This is a genomic window from Pseudoalteromonas sp. RWi3, from assembly GCF_054960735.1.
In genome coordinates, this window is record NZ_JBHNYL010000002.1 from 498,485 (window position 1) to 518,038 (window position 19,554).

14 protein-coding genes are annotated in these 19,554 nt (G+C 40.3%); 6 read left to right on the plus strand and 8 right to left on the minus strand.

The genetic code is table 11. The features are described 5' to 3' along the window. Window positions 1-174 precede the first annotated feature (174 nt). A complete protein-coding gene (gene udp / locus ACFI4Z_RS05735) occupies window positions 175-942 on the minus strand; it encodes a uridine phosphorylase (protein ID WP_462669737.1) in 768 nt (255 codons plus the stop codon). 522 nt (window positions 943-1,464) lie between these two features. On the opposite strand from udp, the gene ACFI4Z_RS05740 reads away from it, so the two are divergent. The 5 genes from ACFI4Z_RS05740 (at window position 1,465) to ACFI4Z_RS05760 (ending at window position 6,841) form a co-directional block, all read left to right on the plus strand. Next, the gene (locus ACFI4Z_RS05740; RefSeq protein WP_462669738.1) at window positions 1,465-2,574 is read left to right on the plus strand and encodes an arginase family protein; all 1,110 of its coding nucleotides are present in this window, start codon (window positions 1,465-1,467) and stop codon (window positions 2,572-2,574) included. A 129-nt stretch (window positions 2,575-2,703) separates the two neighbouring features. Beyond that, entirely contained in the window at window positions 2,704-3,396 is a 693-nt protein-coding gene (locus ACFI4Z_RS05745; RefSeq protein WP_462669739.1) for a substrate-binding periplasmic protein, read from the plus strand. 120 nt (window positions 3,397-3,516) lie between these two features. Beyond that, window positions 3,517-4,794: a polyamine export protein PaeA gene (gene paeA / locus ACFI4Z_RS05750; protein ID WP_462669740.1), complete on the plus strand. Its 1,278-nt coding sequence runs from the start codon at window positions 3,517-3,519 to the stop codon at window positions 4,792-4,794. A 432-nt stretch (window positions 4,795-5,226) separates the two neighbouring features. Next, the gene (locus ACFI4Z_RS05755; RefSeq protein ID WP_099028560.1) at window positions 5,227-5,556 is read left to right on the plus strand and encodes a helix-turn-helix transcriptional regulator; all 330 of its coding nucleotides are present in this window, start codon (window positions 5,227-5,229) and stop codon (window positions 5,554-5,556) included. Window positions 5,557-5,836: 280 nt separating this feature from the next. Further along, a complete protein-coding gene (locus tag ACFI4Z_RS05760) occupies window positions 5,837-6,841 on the plus strand; it encodes a transposase (protein WP_462669741.1) in 1,005 nt (334 codons plus the stop codon). Between the two features lie 310 nt (window positions 6,842-7,151). On the opposite strand, the gene iadA is transcribed toward ACFI4Z_RS05760, so the two are convergent. From iadA to ACFI4Z_RS05775, 3 genes are all read right to left on the minus strand, one after another. Then, on the minus strand, window positions 7,152-8,318 hold the full coding sequence (gene iadA / locus ACFI4Z_RS05765) for a beta-aspartyl-peptidase (protein WP_462669742.1): 1,167 nt from the start codon (window positions 8,316-8,318) through the stop codon (window positions 7,152-7,154). 12 nt (window positions 8,319-8,330) lie between these two features. After that, a complete protein-coding gene (yfcC, locus tag ACFI4Z_RS05770; protein ID WP_462669743.1) occupies window positions 8,331-9,737 on the minus strand; it encodes a putative basic amino acid antiporter YfcC in 1,407 nt (468 codons plus the stop codon). Between the two features lie 152 nt (window positions 9,738-9,889). Further along, complete coding sequence (locus ACFI4Z_RS05775) at window positions 9,890-12,817, minus strand: TonB-dependent receptor domain-containing protein (RefSeq protein WP_462669744.1); 2,928 nt, start codon at window positions 12,815-12,817, stop codon at window positions 9,890-9,892. Window positions 12,818-13,415: 598 nt separating this feature from the next. On the opposite strand from ACFI4Z_RS05775, the gene ACFI4Z_RS05780 reads away from it, so the two are divergent. Continuing rightward, the gene (locus tag ACFI4Z_RS05780) at window positions 13,416-14,960 is read left to right on the plus strand and encodes a cyanophycinase (RefSeq protein ID WP_462669745.1); all 1,545 of its coding nucleotides are present in this window, start codon (window positions 13,416-13,418) and stop codon (window positions 14,958-14,960) included. An 88-nt stretch (window positions 14,961-15,048) separates the two neighbouring features. Here the strand turns inward: ACFI4Z_RS05780 and ACFI4Z_RS05785 are convergent, their stop codons facing one another. Genes ACFI4Z_RS05785 through ACFI4Z_RS05800 form a run of 4 tightly spaced genes read right to left on the minus strand, consistent with a single transcriptional unit; the run spans window position 15,049 to window position 19,334 of the window. Further along, window positions 15,049-16,161, minus strand: a complete 1,113-nt coding sequence (locus ACFI4Z_RS05785; RefSeq protein ID WP_462669746.1) for a HupE/UreJ family protein — start codon at window positions 16,159-16,161, stop codon at window positions 15,049-15,051. After that, window positions 16,158-17,165 (minus strand): tetratricopeptide repeat protein, encoded by a 1,008-nt coding sequence (locus ACFI4Z_RS05790; protein ID WP_462669747.1) that lies wholly within the window; start codon window positions 17,163-17,165, stop codon window positions 16,158-16,160. The genes ACFI4Z_RS05785 and ACFI4Z_RS05790 overlap by 4 nt, the downstream gene beginning before the upstream one ends. Before the next feature lie 50 nt (window positions 17,166-17,215). Next, window positions 17,216-17,731: an Ig-like domain-containing protein gene (locus ACFI4Z_RS05795; protein ID WP_462669748.1), complete on the minus strand. Its 516-nt coding sequence runs from the start codon at window positions 17,729-17,731 to the stop codon at window positions 17,216-17,218. A 10-nt stretch (window positions 17,732-17,741) separates the two neighbouring features. Then, window positions 17,742-19,334 (minus strand): DUF4331 domain-containing protein, encoded by a 1,593-nt coding sequence (locus ACFI4Z_RS05800; RefSeq protein WP_462669749.1) that lies wholly within the window; start codon window positions 19,332-19,334, stop codon window positions 17,742-17,744. Window positions 19,335-19,554: the final 220 nt, after the last annotated feature.

The window sequence follows — 19,554 nt, forward strand, 5'->3', positions numbered from 1 at the left end:
TGAACTCTGGATAATAAATCTATCTCCAGCGGCTACTTTCAACGCTAACTGCGTTGAATTTACTTGCAATAGGCCAGCTATTGACGCGTAAATTCGCCTTGTTAACGCTAAAAGTTTCCGGCTGGAGACTAATAAATATATTTGTGATTAAATATCAATACATTAGTACACCTCTTAACCAGAGTTCAGGTTAAGTAGTACTTTGGCGGCTTCAAGTACCACGGCAACGGATTTTTTCTCAATCTCGCCGTGGTCTACGTTTGGTATTTCTTGACGAGTTCGGTTTACTAACACACCCGCAACGCACGCCGCTTTAAGTCCTAATGCTGCACACATTGTAAATAATGTGGCAGATTCCATTTCGTAATTCATAACGCCGAGCTTTTGCCACTCTTCACAGCTACCTTGGAATGCTTTAGGTACGTAGCCTGAGTAAGTGTCATAACGCTCTTGACCTGGGTAGAACGTATCGCTTGATGCGGTAATACCAATGTGAAAATCAATACCCAAGTTATTACATGCCGTTACCATTGCTTGTGTTGCAAAAAAATCAGATACCGCGGGGTAGCTAAGCGGTGCAAAGTGTTGGCTTGCACCATCTAAGCGAACAGATGCTTGGCTAATTAAAATATCACCTTCATTAATATGCGGCTGAATGGCACCTGTTGTACCAATACGCAAAAATGTATCTATACCAAGTTGAGCGAGTTCTTCTACTGCAATTGAAGTAGATGGCCCACCAATACCTGTTGAACAAATAACCACTGATTGACCACTGAGTGTGCCTAAATAAGCATGGAACTCTCGGGTGCGAACTAAGCAACGTGGGTTTTCTAACTGTTCAGAAATACGAGCAGAGCGATCAGGATCGCCTGGTACAATTGCTAATGTTGCGCCTAGCAAGTCATCGCGAGTAAGTCCTAGGTGAAATACCTTTTCCATATTGGTGCTACCTTATTATTACTTTTTATAATTAACGTTTAACAACGCTAAATTTATAGAGAATTGTTGTCAATCTAGCATCATTACGATTAAAGATAGCTAAGTACAGGACGGATGTCCGTTTGTGGCTAAACTACTCTAAACCGTGCGGTACTAATTAATTGCGAGCTTACCGTTCAAAGGCGGTATTGCGCGAAAAGTTAGTAAGCATGCTTTACTGAATTTATTCATTCTCTATGAATATTCAATCACATAGCGCTATATCAACAATTTTACAAAGGTTGACTTGTCTAAACAGACACTATATCACTCACCTAATGCACTTTAGTTGAATTAATGTGTTGTATGGTAGTAAAGTTTAATTTACTGATATTAAATGATATTTTTGTTTTTCACAGTGTAAAAACGAAACCAGTCTAAGTAGATTAAACCGTGTAAATCCGCAATATTAAAATTTTATTAAACTTATTTGCAACAATGCTTTTTTGCATAATTACGCAATTATACAGTTAAGGAATCGAAATGAGCACACAATGGCAAACATTCAAAAGTAAAGTTGAGCACTGTTTATGCCCACCTGGTGATGGTGTTTTTACGGTTAATACAGCCAAAGAACGTAAAGCTGCGTTACGTAACAAGCTTTATGGTCAAGAAGATAACGTTGAGCCATTATGGCGTGACTCTTTAGATACTCTTTCAGATAGCCCACACAAAGCGGTTATGCTTGGCATTAGCTCTGATTGTGGCGGTGGTATTTTGCGCGGCGCAAATTGGGGCCCGCTGTTTTTACGCTCAACCCTGATTGATCAACAACCACAAGCGAAATCGTTTGATTTAGGTGATGTACGCGTTATTCCACATTTATTACACGATAAATATTTGAATGAAGCAACCATCAGCAATTGCCAAAAAGCCTTATACGACAACCCTAACAGTGATTATTATGTTAGCCCTTTGTCAATCACTGAAGATGTGTGCGACAGCTTTTATGCTACATATACAGACAAAGGTATTTTTGGTATAGGTGGCGACCATTCAATTAGTTACCCATTAACTAAATCATACCTAAAAGCAAAGCGTGAGCAGGGTAAACGCACAGCAATCATTCACTTTGATGCGCATACAGACTTACTTGTTGAACGCTTAGGTATCGATTTATGTTTTGGCTCATGGTGCACACATATTCTAGAGTATTTACCTGCGCCAAAGAACTTGGTTCAGTTTGGTATTCGCTCAAGTGGTAAACCTAAAGAGCACTGGGAGTCAACGTTTGGTATTAAGCAACATTGGGCGCACGAAATTATCGAGCGTGGCGCGCAAGATATTGCCAATGAAGTAATTGCACAGTTAAAAGCAGATAATGTCGATGAGCTTTATGTAAGTTTTGATATTGATGCACTTGATGAAGAGTTTGCATCTGCTACTGGTACACCTGAAGGCAATGGTTTAACACCACAACATGCGCTTGATATATTGTCTGCTCTTGCAGACGAGTTCCCAATTACAGGTGCTGACATGATGGAAATTGCGCCATTTACTGACAGCTCTTTAGTGGGTCAATCAAGCTCAGAAACAACGTTGAGGGAAGGTGCTAAAATCTCAGCATTTTTAATTAATGCAATGAACCGCTAATTTATTCAGATTATTAAAATTAAAACAGGCTTTATAGCCTGTTTTCTATTCACTTATCAGTTAATTGACGCTATATTTAATTAGTCATCAACAAATAATGATGAAACAATTAAGTAAAGTGGGGTTGTAGTGAATAAATGGATCTATTTATTATGTGTTTTTTTTAGTTCACTGTGTTTTGCTAAGCTAACGGTAGTAACTGAAAACTTCCCACCAGCACAATACCTCGATCACAATAATCAGTTAACCGGGCATGTGTACGACAGAGTTCGTAAAGTGCTTGATAACTCCTCGCTTGATTACAACATTACAGTTCACAGCTGGAGCACCGCCTACAACACTGCGATACGCGATCCGCAAACCTGCATATTTTCTATTTCACGCTCCAAACGACGAGAAGACAAGTTAGTTTGGATTGCTAAATTGTCAGACCTAAACACTTATCTATATTCATTAAACTCAAAAGCTATTACGCTTGATAACTTAGAGCAGGCAAAGCAATACCGTATTGCTGTTCTTAAAGACAATTACAGTCATCATTACTTATTATCACAAGGCTTTGAAGAGGGTAAAAACCTTTTACTGATAGATAGCTTCGATAATATTTTTAATATTGTCAGCAGTCGAAAAAACAGCATTGACTTAGTCATTCTGCCTGAGCAGCGTGTAGAGTATGAACACAGTAGAAGCGCCGTAAAAGACAACCTCAAGGCAGTACTAAAGCTCCAAGTTACGCAGCCAGCGCTTTATTTCGCTTGCCATAAACAACTAGATGTTGCCACTAAAGAAGAATTAACCCGCGTATTTTCAGAAATAAACTAAATTATTTAAGTGGTTGTTTTTGTTTGTTTTTATATTTATAAATAGTTGTTGATCTGGGTTCAAAAGAGCCTATAATTCAGCAGCTTTTATTGATGAAAGCGCATCTTGTTGGAGTAATAAATGGGTGATTTAATCGGGATTGGTTTATTGATCTTGATCAGTGCGTTGTTTGCTATGTCAGAAATTGCAATCGCGGCTTCGCGCAAAATAAAACTAAGGGTTATGGCGGATGAAGGAAGTGCTAACGCAGCAGCGGTATTAAAACTGCAAGAGCAACCCGGTGCCTTTTTTGCCATGATTCAAATTGCGCTCAATGCGATTGCAATTTTAGGCGGTATTGTCGGCGAACAAGCGTTATCTCCGTATGTTGAACGGGTTTTAGTCATGGTTTATCAAGGCCCATTACTAGCTCAAATTAGTTTTATCATTTCATTTTTTACGATTACATCCTTGTTTATTTTATTTGCCGATTTAATGCCAAAGCGCTTAGCAATGATTATGCCCGAAGCCGTAGCGGTAAGGCTTGTTACACTCATGCGCTGGGTGACGTTTGCACTGACACCACTGGTCATGTTTTTTAATGGTCTAACAAATATTATTTTAAAGTTGTTTAAAGTACCCGCAGAGCGTGAAGATATTGTTACCACGGAAGACATTGTGGCAATGATGGATGCCGGCGCTGAATATGGCAGCTTGCAACAACAAGAATATAACTTAATTGGTAACGTGTTTGACCTTGAAGCGCGCTTTTTATCCAGTGTGATGACACCACGCGATCAAATAGTTTATTTTGATATTAAAGAGGCCAGTGCAGATATAGCCAGCAAGATTATTGATCACCCGCATAATCACTTTTTAGTGTGCAATGGTAATTTGGATAAACTTATTGGTTCTGTTGAGTCTAAAGATATCTTACGTCAGGTGCTTAAAGGTGAAGCGGCCAACATCAACGAAGGTTTACTCGAAAAAGACACTTTTTACTTGCCAGAAACACTGAGTTTATCTGAAGCATTAAACGCATTTAAAGGTGCTGCAAAACCCTTTGCTGTAGTAGTGAATGAATATGCGCTGGTGGTCGGTATTGTGACCGTTAAAGACTTAATGAAAGGGTTTATGGGCGATTTAATAACCCACACAGGTGATGAGTTGATTATAGCGCGCGACGAAAGTTCGTGGTTGGTAGATGGCTTAACCCCTGTGGTAGAGTTGGCTAAAGTGCTCGAAATTGATGAGTTTCCAGAACAAATGCACTATGAAACCGTTGCTGGTTTTCTAATTTACTCAATGAAGCGCATTCCAAAACGAGCAGAGTTTATTAACTACGCTGGCTTTAAATTTGAAGTAGTGGATGTAGAAGGCGTTAGAGTAGAGCAATTACTGGTCTCAAAAACACCTTAAGTGATATAAATTAAGGTGTAGTAGATTACACCTGTCTTACAGTTTGGATGAAAAGGTCAGGGCCTCATTTGGCAGGCAGCTTTAAGTGATAACCGGACACTGAAAAGTTAAATTTATTCTTACTTCTTTGAGTAGGAGCCTAACTTTGTCCGATAACATTATTAACCGCCGTTTTGGTGCATAATAGCGAGCTTTGAATTCATGCTACTTTAATTACTTGTTTACAAAAGTAATTATTGGTGAAATTATCAGGCTATGTAATATACGCCGTTTTGGTGTGTTATAAACCACCAAAATGGTGTTCAATAAGATGTTATACGCACTTGACGCGTTGGTGTCACATTAACGCCGGTGAATGTCACATAGATGACGTATCAATAGAGGTATTTTCTTACGATAATGATTAAGGTTTTTATCTTTTAGGAAATAATTATGGAAATGCAATTAGACATACAGAAGTTAAAGAAATTAAGAGAATCCAAAGCATGGAGTCAGTCTCATCTTGCTGATGTTTCAGGAATTAGTTTAAGGACAATTCAGCGTATTGAAAAATCAGGAATAGCATCACAAGAATCGGCCCAGTCGATTTGTTCAGCATATGACATCTTAGTTACTGATATTATTGTTAATGAAGATATACAGGTTAATATAGGGCCTACTTTCTTAAGTGTGGCCAGATATAAAGTCGAACACATGAATATAAAGGCAACTATACTGTCTTTTTTTATAGCATTCATAATTGCTTATTTCTGGTCAATTTAACGTGCGTATAACAAGCTGTTAAACAAGGACAAAATACAGTTGGCTTTTGTCACTTCGTTCCTATTTTAGCCAACTGTATTTTGCCTGTTAACAGGGCGTTGAGGCTGTAGAATTACTCTTTTTAGAAACATATCCTACTATACAAATCTGATTGTATTTTAACCTTGAAACCACTGGGTTACTATGATCTAATAGTAAAACAGGACAGACACATTTTTTTTGCATAATTCAATGTATCAACTACTGTTGTTATATACAGTTTAAATAAAGTTGATATTTTATGACTCGCGCAAGAAAAAAGCTGATTGATTTAGCATCCACATCTTATTATCATTTAATCTCACGATGTGTTAGGCGAGCGTTTTTGTGCGGGGATGATAAATATACAGGTAAAAACTTTGATCATCGTCGGGAGTGGCTAATAGATCGGATAAAGTTATTAAGTAGTATATTTGCTATAGAAATTGCAGCTTATGCAGTTATGAGCAATCACTACCACCTTGTTGTTAACGTCAATAGGCGTCAAGCACTTGATTGGTCTGATGATGAAGTAATTAACCGCTGGTATCAGCTTTACAATGGGCATGTTTTAGTTGATCGTTACATAAACGGTGAGCAGCTAGATAAAGCAAGTGTGCTCTTTTTCAATGAGATTATCGCCAAATGGCGGGAAAGATTGTATGACATCAGCTGGTATATGAAAAATCTTAATGAATACGTTGCCCGCGAAGCCAATAAAGAAGATAACTGCACAGGTAAATACTGGGAAGGACGCTACAAATCACAAGCATTACTAGATGAAACCGCAGTGCTCAGCTGCATGGCCTACGTTGATTTGAACCCTATCAGAGCAAATATAGCTGACACGCTTGAAGACAGTGACTTCACCTCAATTCAAGAACGCATAGCGCATTTTAAAGCCTTCACCACAGACACGGTCAAAGAGAATAAACCCCTCAAACACACAGAGGCTCTTCAGCATGAAAGTCAACCCGCAAAGCTAAAGCCATTTGGTGGAAACCACATTAAAAACACAATCCCTTTTGCCTTAGCCGATTACATTGAATTAGTTGACTGGAGTGGTCGCCACATAGATCCAAAGAAAAAAGGACATATCAACAAGGCAGTACCAAAAGTGCTGCTCACTCTGAATATAGAAGAAGCGCACTGGCTTGAATCAATTCAACGTTTTAGGCAGCAATATTCAAATTTTGCAGGCAGTAAACAACGGTTAAAGCAACAAGCCGCCACCAACGATGTGAAATGGTACAAAGGCGTAGGTTAAAAAATTTAACCCATTAAGTTATTGATACAAATTAAAGAATTCAATTTCTAGCTTATCTTTATAACCTGAAGTCGCTCCCAAGCGATTAAACTTAATACTCTAAAGCAAGCTGAGTGAAAAAATAATGGTAAGTGTTAGCCACAACGGGAAAATAACGTAATCTTTCTCAAAACTATATGTGCCTGTCCCTTTTTATTCTACAAATGCAACGGTCAGATTTGATTGAGTTAAGCTGATCAAATCTGACTGTTAAAGTTACAGCTTATTCAATTAAGGGTGTTCAATTAAGGGGAGTTAATCACCCCTTTTGTTACTCAAATGGACCTTTAATCACTGCAAATCCATTATCTACCATTAGACTGCCTTGGCTCCAAACGTGTATAGGCTTTAGGCTTTGGCTATCCATTAATACTAAATCAGCATCAGCGTTTATCGCGATATTGCCCTTTTTGAGGCCTAATACATTGGCTGGGTTACTGGTTATAGCCATTAATGCGTCTTCAATACTCACCCCATACACATTTACAGCTTCTACAAAAGAATCGTGTAAGGACGCTTCTTTACCTACTTCTAGGCCAATTAGATTAAAATCAGCATCAAAAATAGGCAGGCTTGCATGGCCGTCTGAACTCATTGTTAGCTTTGTTTTATCAACACCTTGGTCTAAACAATAAGCGAGGGCTCGTGCTGCTGCGTATTCACCGTTCGCTAAATCGTATTCAGTGGTACTGGTGGTAAAATCAATCGTGCCACCGCCTTTGCAAAAGTCAATACCGGCATCTAACAGGGCTTTATTACGGTTCATGTGAGTAGGATAAAATTGCGCTAACGAGATATCCGTCTGTTGCTCAATATCATGCAAAATGCTGAGGTGACTATCGATAGGGCCAACATGAATACTCACCGTGCCTTTTTTGCCGCTGAGCATTCCTGCCACTTTAGCTTGTGCGGCAAGTTCTGCTAGTTGCTGAACCGTAGGTTGGCTACTGCGATGATCTGAAATGGCCACTTCACCGACACCAATAAACTCGTCAATATACATCAAATCATCAGTAATAGAGCCCGTGAGGGTTTTTGCCGGAAGGTGGTATGAACCAGTGTGACAAAATACGTTCAAGCCCAACTCTTTTAATCCTTTCGCTTTTGCGACTAAATTAGTGAGCGTTCGGCTGCTTGAATCTGTACCAAGTGCTGCAACAACGGTAGTTATGCCATGTAAGGTGGCATCGGTTAAGTTCATTTCAGGTGTACGGCTGGCAAAGCCTGCCTCGCCACCACCGCCGGTAATATGTACCAGTGAGTCAACAAAGCCGGGTGTGAGTATACAGCCTGTACCGTCAATTACTTTTATATTTGTATTGCTGTCTATATTTATCTTTTTTTGAAAATCAATGATCTTAGTACCAGCTATTAGTACATCCATTTTCCCATGAGGGCTGGGGGTGTAAAGGTGTGCCCCACAAATAAGTGTTAACATATAAACGTCTTTTTATTGATAATTAATAAAATAAGCAAGAAAGATAAAGCCGCTTGCTAATGCAAAAAGTGCTGCGGTAAAACGCCAAATAAAGGCCGCCCATTCGCTCCAATCTAATTTAACAATTCCTAAGCAGCCGATGAGGCTGGCAGAGGTAGGTATGAGTATATTAGTGAGTCCATCACCTAACTGAAAAGCCAGTACCACGATTTGACGAGATACGTTGAGTAAATCGCCTAAAGGTGCCATTAAAGGCATGGTGATGGCAGCTTGCCCAGACCCTGATGAAACAAAGAAATTAAATACACTTTGAAATAACAACATTCCCCATGCTGCAACGTAGTCAGGCACTGCAGCGATACTACTTGCACTGTAATACAAAAGCGTATTAAGTGTAGAGGGCGTGCTCAAATCGCTGCCACCTAAAAGCAATACAACACCTTTTGCCAAAGCCACTAATAGGGCTGCGGGTAATAACTCTTGCGCGCCATGTTTAAAGGCATCGGCGCTTTCATTGGCACTTTGTTTTTTAAACACACTGGCAATACAAGCACTGACTAAACCTATACAGAAAAACTGCGCCGCCAGTTCAGGAATATAGTACTGGCGAGCCATGACACCCCAGATAACCCATGCAATACCAGCAACAAAGGTTAATAGAATTAGCTTATCGGCTATATCTAATGTTGGTTGGTTACTTGACTGTGTTTGCTCACTTTTAGTCTGCCTTATTGAATTGGCATAACGCACGGTAAACACTAAGCCAAACAGTGTGAATACACACCAAGCCGCCATTCTAAAGCCCGCGCCAGAAAACACCGGAATTTCTGCAATAGATTGGGCAATAGCAATGCTAAATGGGTTCATCCACGAGGTGGCAAAACCAATTTGAGTTGCTACGTAAGTCGTTAAGACCGTGACTTTTGCGTCATAGCCTAGTTGCTTCATGATAGGGAGTAGCACAATGCAAAAAGCAATGGCTTCTTCGCCCATGCCAAATACGGCCCCACCCAACGAAAATAATAAAAAAATGAGTGGGATAAACAGCCATTCAACACGTTGTGTTTTATGAATGAGGGCCATAATGCCGTTATTAATTGCACCCGTTTTCATAATAATGCCAAACGCACCACCGGTAATGAGTATAAACGCCATTACACCTATGGTTGCGCCATATTTATCGCCCGACACTAGCCCTTCAAATAACACATTTGCAAGGCCTATTTCACCGCCTTCGGCAAAAATAGGTGCTGATGTGCTCTGTGTGACAGGTTGGTATTGAGCAAGTTCAACTCGGTTGCTTCCCTGCTCAGCATTAAAAAAACCGGGTGTAATAAATAAGGCGACCAGGTAGGCAATAACAGCCACTGATAACAAGATGATACTTGCATCAGGCATGGTAAATTGTTTGTTTTTCATAATTTCACTTTTAACCAAGGAAGGTTATTGCTTAAAAAGATCAGCATCCAACAAGTTTAACACTCATAATAAGTGGCACAACAATTTAACTGTTATGCCACTGAGTGCAATTTGGATGGTGTAGTGGATAGCACGGCTATCCGCAAGTAACTTTAAAAGCGATAGCTGGCACTAAGCGTGTAGCGTGTGCCGAAGGCATTGTGATTTATTGAGTCAAAACCACGGCTTGAGCCATATAGTTTAGGCGGCTCTTTATCAAAAATGTTATCTATACGCACTCTGATAGCGAGTGCATCGTTAACAAAATAACCTGCTGATAAATCCCATACTAGCCAATCATCCACTTGGTGGTTACCTTGTGAATCAAGTTCACCGAGTTCATCAATTTCGTCAATTTCACGGCCTTTAAGCCCTTCAATATCATCTTCATAACTGCTGGTGTAATTTGCGCCAAGGTTTAGGTAGTAGCTTTGTGCTTCCCAATCGATTGATACACGGCCAATATTTTCAGGGTAGCGATAGGTCCCAATGAGTTTTTCAATTGCATCAGAGCCTGGTTTATTACGTTCAAACTCAAGGTAGTGAGTACCGTCAAATGCAAATGTTAAGTCACCGCCAGATAGTGTAAAGCGATGATCAAATTTAATATCAATCCCTGCTAATGTTTGAGTACCGGTATTTTCAAGTGGGATAACATGATCACGAAATAATGGTAGAAACAGCTCATCGTCTCGCGGATTAAACTCAGTTATATAATTCTCCAAGATTTCGCCTAAATTAGCGCCATCTTGTTCTATGTTTAATCCGCTGTTGTCACTGATTTCACACAATTCACTATCATAAGAGATGCCTTGTTGTCCTTGTGGCACAATACCGCAATGACGAAGTGAAGCATCTGTGCTGGCACGATCAAGTACCGCAGTCATATTAGTATCAATCACTTCTTCGTGATCAAACTGCCAATAATCAACTGTTAAGTTAGTATCAACACTTGGGCTCCATGCAAAACCAACACTGATTGCTTCAGACTCTTCGGCTTTAAGGTCTCTATTGCCCAGCTCAAGTGAGTTAACACTTACCTCAGTGCCATCTCCCATACAATAAAGGTCTGATACGGATTGGTTTGCACCGCAATCAAAGGTTGATTGGGTGGTTCTTAATTTAACACCCGCTTGGGTTAGTGAAGGCGCACGGAATGACGTAGACCACGAACCTCTAACAACTAATGAGTCAGTAGGGCGATAGCTTAGGCCAATCTTAGGGTTAAATGTTCCACCAAAGTCATCATAATGATCATAACGACCCGCTGCTTGTAATTCTATCTGGTCGGTCAATGACACACTCAGCTCAGCGAATGCTGCATATTGAGTGCGATCAGCCTCTGATAGGCTTGAACCAAAACCAAATACATCGACTAGGTAGGCGTTTTCAGGGCGTGCTTGCGAATCAAGCGATGGTATGTCGCTTAACTCTTCACGACGGGCTTCAACACCAAATGACGCATAAGCGGGTAAGTCATTAAAGGTAAATAGCTCACCGTTAAAGTTTGCATCCCAGCCGTATACGGTGCTTTCACCGCTGCGTGTTGGGCGTGCCTGTGCTGTTGCTAAAACCGCATCATTCGCTGCATCGCCTTGCACAAATGGATTATAAAATGGCAGTAATTCCCCAGATGCACAGTTAAGATTTTCGCCATCATAGCTTGCCAGTGTGCCGTCTGAACATAGCTCACCTGTAATCGCACCATGAAATTGATAACGATTGTATACACCATCAATGGCTTCTTGTTCTGAACTTGAGCGAGAGAACGTTACGCCAGACTCCCAGCCCCAATCACCAATATCGCCAGCAAGGCTACTCACTAAACGAAAATTCTTGGTTTCAACTTCCACTGTACGTGGGGCGTTAAAGCGTGCATCAAAACCAAAACCATAAACCTCGCGACCCGCTTGGGTGTCAAATGGGTCAATATAGAGCTGATCCATCAAGTCATTACTGCCGTCAGCATTATCATAAATAAATAGTGCATCTTCTAAAATAAACGGGCCGTCATCATCATTGATTTGATTGATTGGTGATGGAGACGAATAGGCTTTAGACTTTGTTTGACTGTAGAAAAAGTCAGTGTGCCAATCAAATTTACCCACATTGCTGTTAAACATGAATCCAGTTGATAAACTTTCAAATGGCGTATCCAAATAATCGTCTTGATTTGGGTAGTAGGCACATATTTGTTCACCAAATTCAGTAGTGACTAGCTCAGTTTTGCAGTTTGGAGCCGGTAACTCATTACCATCACGGCTGCTGAAATAATAAATGTTTGGTGAGTTTTCGAGTTTTGGTAAATACGAATAGCCATTAACCAGTGAAGGCGATGCCGTATAATCACGATCTGTTGCTTTAAATGCGTTTCGGTCATAAATGTCGGCAAATACGGTTAAGTTACTGTCGCCAATTTTAGTACCATAAACTAGGTTTAGTTGTTTTTTACCTTCATCGTGGCTATTAAAGCTGTTGCCTAAAGAGGTATTTATTTCAGCGCCTTCAAAGTCATCTTTTAAGATGTAGTTGATTACGCCAGCGACGGCATCAGCACCATAAACAGCTGAGGCACCCGTGGCTAAAATATCAATACGCTCGATAGCAGCCAGTGGAATAGAGTTTACATCGACGAAGTTTTCAGTGCCTGCAGCAAAAGAACTGGGGGCAACACGACGACCATTAATAAGCGTTAATGTTGCTGAAGGGCCCATACCACGAAGGCTTGCAGCAGATTGGCCAGCCGGTGTTGAGGTTGAGGTGCCGCCACTTTCTGAGGTTGAAAAGGTGCCGCTGCCGCCTTTAAATACTGATAAGTCTTTTAATAACTCATGAATAGTATTTGCCCCTGAGCGCTTTATTGCGTCTTGGTCTAATACTGTTAGTGGGATTGTACCTTCAAGGTCGACGCCTTTTAAGCGCGATCCTGTAATTTCTACTCGTTCAATGTTTGTTGATTCACCATTTTCTTGTGCATACACAGTAGCAACAGGGCAAAGCGATGCGCTTATTGCCGCTGCAATAGTTAGTTGACGAAACATATTAATTTACCTTTTGTCTTATTCAAGAGTCAAAACATGCTTTAAATACAGCAGCTTGCTCATTTTTATTATGATTTTTCCAATCGATTTGTGGCAAAATTAATAGCAACTGCAAAGCGCTGCTAAAACTAACGTTAATTAGTCTTTATTTGCTTTAAATTTGATTGGTTTCAGACAGGGCAGTGATGTTTAGACACAGTTAGCCCCTCACGATAATGTGAGGTGTGGCTACTCGTCAAACCACTCCGAAAGGTAGTGAGGAGAGTAGAAATATGTACAAAGCGATGTTGCGTTTTTAAACATAATTCCAATCCAAAAGGTTTTTGACAAAGCTAGTTATTGAGTGCTAGCTTACTCGCGATTTTAAAGTTCCTTTTTTTATAGCAAGCATAAAGACTGACTGCAAGCTATTTATCATTATATTTTACATGCGAGTAACATTATGGAAATCTTTCAGGAACAATTTAGGGTTAAACCTTTTAATGGTTTTTTGGCAGCATCTTTGCTGATTTTAGCTTCATATTCTTCCACGACATCTGCAAATGAAAAAAATCAGACCTTGGTTTTAGTGGGGGGTGCTTTAACAACATGTTCAAGCATGAGCCCAAACAATTGCCAAGATAAAAAGCAGTTAAGTGGTAAAAACGCTAACCAATATCAGTTAACCCGCGAAACATTAAATCAAATTAAATTAAATTGGCCTAACGATAATGCAGGATATCACAATAAAACATTGCAGGTTTTAGCTAAAATGGCGCGCCAACACCCTTCACCATACACTAAAAGCGACCTGCTATGGGCTTGGCGAGACTTAGATAATGCACTACTTAATCAACTAACCGATGCTGAGTATAACTTTGTTATGGATAGTATTGAAATTCCAGTTATTGATGCCCAGCAAGTGCGCCTTAAAGAAGTCGTTAATACCACACTGAATAGTGAAACTGCGGCTAATGATATTTTAGATTTTATATCGGCTACTGCAAAATTAAGTGCAACTAAGCCGAGCTTTTTAGCTATTACAGCTTCTAGCCGCGACCCTTATGAATCAGCAGACTTTTATGAAGGGTTACTTGATTTTGATGGTGTTGCCTCTAAGTGGCTGGCGTTAACACCGGCACTTGCAAAGGCGATTACCAGCGGACAATGCGCGCAATTGGCGAGTATCCGCGAAAAAACCATGAATGTGTATAATCGTGATGTTATCTACCCCGATCGTATCAAAGCAGAGTTGGCGCTGTGCGAGCTAGGTGTTGAAAATTTGGTTAATGTAATTGGGTCGGCAACAGGTGTAATGCTCAATGGCGGTGACCAAAGTTTAACGCGCAAAGTATTATTTGATGATGCTGGAGAACCTTACCCGTGGACAGAGGTATTACGCTCACGCCCGTTGTTGGTAGGAACAAGCGCCGGAACAGCGATTCAAAGTGGTGGTAAAAATCAATATGGGCAGGTGGCGATGATCACCAACGGCACAAGCCTTAGTGCTTTGCGTGATGGGGCTTTTGCTGAATCAGCACCGAGTGAACGTTGCACTACTGACTGTGATAAAGGCCTATCTGGTGACTCATTAACCTACCAAGGCGAGGGTGGCCTTGGCAGTTTTAACTTCGGTATACTGGATACCCACTTTAGTGAACGTGATCGCACAGCACGTTTAGCAACGTTGTTAGATGCGACAAAACAGCCACATGGGTTTGGTGTCGATGAAACAACTGCGTTGGTGGTCATTAACTCTGGTAGTACTAAATTAATGACAGTGATTGGTAAAAATGGTGTTGTTTATTTACATAAACCACACAATGCAGATAGTTTTAATTATTCGTATTGGCCTGCAGGGACACGTGTGAATATAACTAAGGATGGCTTTAGTATTAATGACAAAACAATTGCAAAAGCATTACCCGCAATGAAGATACCCCCACTGCCTATGCAGCGATTTACCAATATTTTTAGTGATACTAAGCTGCGCTCGTTAACGCAGGCCATGTGTTTAACCAAAGATACCCAAGCGACAGCGCAACAAGATGAGTTTTCTGTTGTTCTTTCAGGTAATGAAGACAGCCAGTTTTATCGCGTTAACAGCTCAAAACATGGGTGTTTAGTCGATAATTTAGCTATTAAAGTTAAAAAGATTCAGTGAGTTTTTACTAAGCTCAACAAACCCTAGGTTAGGCAAAAGCTAGGCAATATTAAAGCGATGGGCTTACCCCATCGCTTTGTTTTATTTATCAAATTCGTTCTATAGACCATTGAACTGCTATCAATGCGATAATAAGTGAGCCCGCTGGCATCACCCATTTTTGATATACAGCATATTTTCTACAGCTTATTAGTAGTGGTAAAGTAACGGCTAAAATAGCTAACTGGCCTATTTCTACTCCTAAATTAAATGCTAACACACTGAGCAATTGATAGTCGTTTGATAAACCGAGTTCACCCAGAACGCCCGCAAATCCCATACCGTGTAGTAAGCCAAATGCAAAGGTGATCCAGCCTAAACGTAATACCAATGGCCAGATATTATTTAATGCAGCAAATAATACTGAAATAGCTATGCCAAATTCAACCCATCGGCTATTAGGTGAAAGCAGCTCCATTGCGGTTGCCGTCAATGTAATAGAGTGAGCCAAGGTAAACGCTGTGACTATCCAAGCGGTATGCTTAAAAATAGCAATTTTTGATGTTATTCCCTGCCATTTACTATCTTTTCTGACTAATACACAGGTAAGCAATAACGCAATTAAAAATAAAATATGATCAAGGCCTAGCCAAATATGTAATATCCCTTGATAGACATATTGTTTAAATGTTTCGAGGTAACTGGTGCTGGTAAAATCGAACGCTTGTGTTGTTTGATCAGCACTTATGACACGTGTTTGCGAGTTCACTGTGGTGATGAGTTTGTGATTTGAGTCAATATCGAAAAATGCACTGTATGTAAGTATTATCGCGTCTTTTTCAGCACAGTTTATGTTTATGGGCAGCACAACATACGGTTGGTTAAAGTGATTATCAAGCTTTAAGTCGTTGATACTTTGGACAAGGCACGCTTGTTCGTCAATAGATGTTACCTTGATTGAGGCATTCATAAATTCATTTAAGGCTGCACGCTTGGCGGTGATTTCATACCAAGCAATATTGCCATCTTGATTAAGGTCGAACGCAATTTTATGTTCTAAATCAATCAGTGGGATCTGCCATGTACCGCTAAATTTATAAAGTGTTTCGGATGTTTCAATTTTATTCAAACTGAGATAGCTGGTACTAAGTTGATGAGCAAAAGCGGCGCTACTGAGCAATAGGCACACACTGTACAGAAGACTGTGGATGTAATATTTCATAATGTTGCTCCTTGCGCGCGTGCCAACAGCTGTTGGTCTACTTGTAGTTTTGCCTGTTGCCAATTAATTTTTGCCCAATAAAGTGCTTTATCAGGCTGTTGATCAAGGTCTAAATAATAACGAGCAAGATCGCTGGCATGAAATACATCTTGGCGCAGTTCTCTTAATTGCACGCGTTTTGACATAAGAGTTTGCCATTGAGTTTGTGGGTTTTTTGTGTTGTTTCGCTCGGCAATCGCTAAACGAAGTAATAATGCATCTTCTAAATTTTCATTATCGTGAGTTAGTGAAGGTAAAGAGTTCAGTATTTTTTGATAAGACCCTAAAGCTAAATGAATATCAGCCCACAATACAACCAAACTGACAGGGGCTGTATTTAACTCAATTGAGCGAATATGATCCAATGCTGCTTTTGGTTTATTAAGCCTAAGCGCCATCTCACCAAGCACATGACGGGTGGTTTCATTTTGCTTATTAATAACAATACTATTCTTTAAGCTTTGATAACTTTGTGTTAATTGGCCATCTTGGCTTAATGCATCTAATGCACATGTGTTTACTACATCCATAGGTGCTAAGCCTACAAGATTTAAGCATTGTTGTTTTGCTGCGGTGAATTTGCCTTGTACCATCAACATATTTGCTTGTAGTAAATGGCTATTAACGTGTTGGGGGTCTTTTTGTAATACTGCTTGAGTAATACTCAATGCGTGTTCAAATTGATGTTCACGTTGTAAAACACGAGCGTACATGTAACCAATATCGGGTGTTTTAGATTGTTTGTAGCGCAATTCTAATTGTGATTTTAACAGCCCTTGGCGTAATTCTGTTTGACCTACTTGCTGCGTTGTAATGAGTAATGCCATTAACTCATTATTATTCAATATCGCCGTACTAACAGAGCGTGCCTTGGCTATTATGGTGTTATCGGCAGGTATAATTGGTTCAGCGAATAAACAAGGTGAAAGTACTAGAGCAAAGTAAGTAAAGGCACGAATCAACATAGTGTCTCCTAAAAAGGCCTTCCATGGCCTGCAAGTTGGTATTAAAAAGCTTAATTATCCGTCAGCAAGTCGTCATAATTGACTTTTGCATCGGCATTAGTAAAGGTACGTCCGTTAACACTTAGCGGCTTGTCTGTAGGCGCTTGATTAAACGCAGCACGACTAAACTGAGCAAAGTCAACTTCCAGTACTTCAATTGTAATATCAACCATGGCTGTTACTTGTTCATTGACACCATCGCTTACAGCAAAAGTAAAACTGTCTGCGCCAGTTGCTTCTGCATTCGGTGTGTAAACATAGCTACCATCAGTATTAACTACAACCATGCCCAGCATAGGTTCAGTGACTAAACTAAATGTCAGCGTATCACCCTCAGGATCAGTACCTTGTAGCATATCTTCAATGGTTACTTCGGTTTGTGTTGTAACCATATCTGCAGATGCGGTAGGTGCTTTATTCACCACTGGTGGTGGCTCTATGTCTTTTTTGTCATCATCGGTGTTACAGCCTGTAAGCATCACTACAGCGAGTAGTGCTGCAACGGGTGATAATTTTAACTGTTGCATGAGTTTCTCCTTATTTAGACCCTGCAAGTGGTGTTGCTAGGTATGGGAAAGTTGAGTCCATCATCGTTGCGTCAAGTGGTGCACCATCTGTAAATGGCACGTTACCAATACTCGCATCATCACTGCTACACAGCCCTAAATCAGTATCTGTGCCATTTACAGGCACTGGGTAACATAGGCGGCCCATAACAACACGCAGGGCAATATCGACTACATCATCACCAGGGCGACGACCATTTGGGAAACCCGCTAAATCATCACCAGCAACACCAAAAGCAGATTGATCGGCTTGCGCTTTTGCGGCAATAGCCGTATTTAGGCGCAGCATTTCGGCGCCCGTGACCGTTGCTAATTGGTTAACGCCAGGGAAACCAGTCAAAAATGCTGTAACTAGGTCATTTCTAGGAAAGTTAGTTGGAGCAAGTGTTTCTAGGTTAGCGCCAAGCGTTGTATTTACTGCATCTTTAAAGAGAATATTCAGTAGCTCAGGTAATGAAGGGTGTGTCACATAGTCTATAAACTGTGCGTCATCTTTTGGTTGCGATGTTGAAAATGTGTCTTTATCTTTTAAACCAATAACAAGTTCGTTGACTAGTGGGTTACCTAATCGAGATACTTGCGTTAACGCACCGCCGTTGGCTGCATTGTTAGCAAATTTAGCATTTGGATTTAAAATGCGTGCTTGCGGTAAGCTTGCAGTAGTCCATGATCCAATAGTGCCATTTCCTTCGCCGGTTACGCATGCCTTAGGAACTTCAACAGCAATGGCGGTTACATTCTTATCCTTAAGGTCATCATTATCCATACTTTGTGTTATGCCACCTGGAAAGCCTTCACCATCTCCTGCACCAGGTGCACTATCACCTTCTACTGGAACGTAGTTAACCAAATCAAATGTTTTACCTAGGTTTACAACAAATGGGTCTTTACGCTGTCCAACAAATACTTTTGCCATGGCATCACAGCCAGGAACAGCTACATTATAAACAAATTGGTCGGCATACGTTTTGTAGCCATCCATCGAGCTAAATGTTTTATTACCAATGTAATCAAGAGGCTTACCAAACTCGTTGGTATTGGTGCTGCTGTTAGTGAGCATCGTCTTTGTGCCGGTGCGCATAGGGCCTGATATCATGCTCATAGTGTATGATTCGCTAAAATTAACCGCTGAGTTATCACCAGAAGAGACACCACCCACATTTTTTAAAGGCACTGCAACGGTACGTTGGTTATCAGCAGGACCCACTGTTAACGCTACGCCATTATTATCATTTGGCAACATGCTTTTAAAGTTAAAGGCAAAGGTAATATCTTCAACAGCATCGCCATCATTATCAATATGGATACTATAAGTGGCATCTGGATCCATGGCGAAATAATTTGGACCGCCATAACCATCTTGCAATGGAATATAGTTGGCAATAAATGTCACGTAGTCATCTCGGCCTTGCTCATAACTATTAAATGCATAAAAGTCGGTTGAGTCTAATGTTGGAAAGCGACTAATGTTTGGTGCTTCGCGATGACTAGAAGCCTCGCTTGGGACGCTCACTAAGGTACTGCATACTACAACTGCTAAAATGGACGGAGTTAATACTTTCATGATTTCTTCCTTTAGTTTTAGATTATATTCATAGCTAATAACGGGGGAGAGGTTTGATTGGATGCAGGAAATTTAAAATTAATTTAAATAAATGTGAGTATTGCTTGTATATTATTGATTATAAAAAATTTAATTTGTTAAAGTTTTTGCAATATTGTTATGAAGTACAGTGCAATAACATAAAAAAGCCAGCAAACGCTGGCTTTGTTTTTTTGTATAT

Excerpts from the sequence above, each read along its gene's own strand:
- udp (WP_462669737.1), bottom strand. The coding sequence starts at position 942 with ATGGAAAAGGTATTTCACCTAGGACTTACTCGCGATGACTTGCTAGGC.
- ACFI4Z_RS05740 (WP_462669738.1), top strand. The coding sequence starts at position 1,465 with ATGAGCACACAATGGCAAACATTCAAAAGTAAAGTTGAGCACTGTTTA.
- paeA (WP_462669740.1), top strand. The coding sequence starts at position 3,517 with ATGGGTGATTTAATCGGGATTGGTTTATTGATCTTGATCAGTGCGTTG.
- ACFI4Z_RS05755 (WP_099028560.1), top strand. The coding sequence starts at position 5,227 with ATGGAAATGCAATTAGACATACAGAAGTTAAAGAAATTAAGAGAATCC.
- ACFI4Z_RS05760 (WP_462669741.1), top strand. The coding sequence starts at position 5,837 with ATGACTCGCGCAAGAAAAAAGCTGATTGATTTAGCATCCACATCTTAT.
- iadA (WP_462669742.1), bottom strand. The coding sequence starts at position 8,318 with ATGTTAACACTTATTTGTGGGGCACACCTTTACACCCCCAGCCCTCAT.
- yfcC (WP_462669743.1), bottom strand. The coding sequence starts at position 9,737 with ATGAAAAACAAACAATTTACCATGCCTGATGCAAGTATCATCTTGTTA.
- ACFI4Z_RS05775 (WP_462669744.1), bottom strand. The coding sequence starts at position 12,817 with ATGTTTCGTCAACTAACTATTGCAGCGGCAATAAGCGCATCGCTTTGC.
- ACFI4Z_RS05780 (WP_462669745.1), top strand. The coding sequence starts at position 13,416 with ATGAGCCCAAACAATTGCCAAGATAAAAAGCAGTTAAGTGGTAAAAAC.
- ACFI4Z_RS05785 (WP_462669746.1), bottom strand. The coding sequence starts at position 16,161 with ATGAAATATTACATCCACAGTCTTCTGTACAGTGTGTGCCTATTGCTC.
- ACFI4Z_RS05790 (WP_462669747.1), bottom strand. The coding sequence starts at position 17,165 with ATGTTGATTCGTGCCTTTACTTACTTTGCTCTAGTACTTTCACCTTGT.
- ACFI4Z_RS05795 (WP_462669748.1), bottom strand. The coding sequence starts at position 17,731 with ATGCAACAGTTAAAATTATCACCCGTTGCAGCACTACTCGCTGTAGTG.
- ACFI4Z_RS05800 (WP_462669749.1), bottom strand. The coding sequence starts at position 19,334 with ATGAAAGTATTAACTCCGTCCATTTTAGCAGTTGTAGTATGCAGTACC.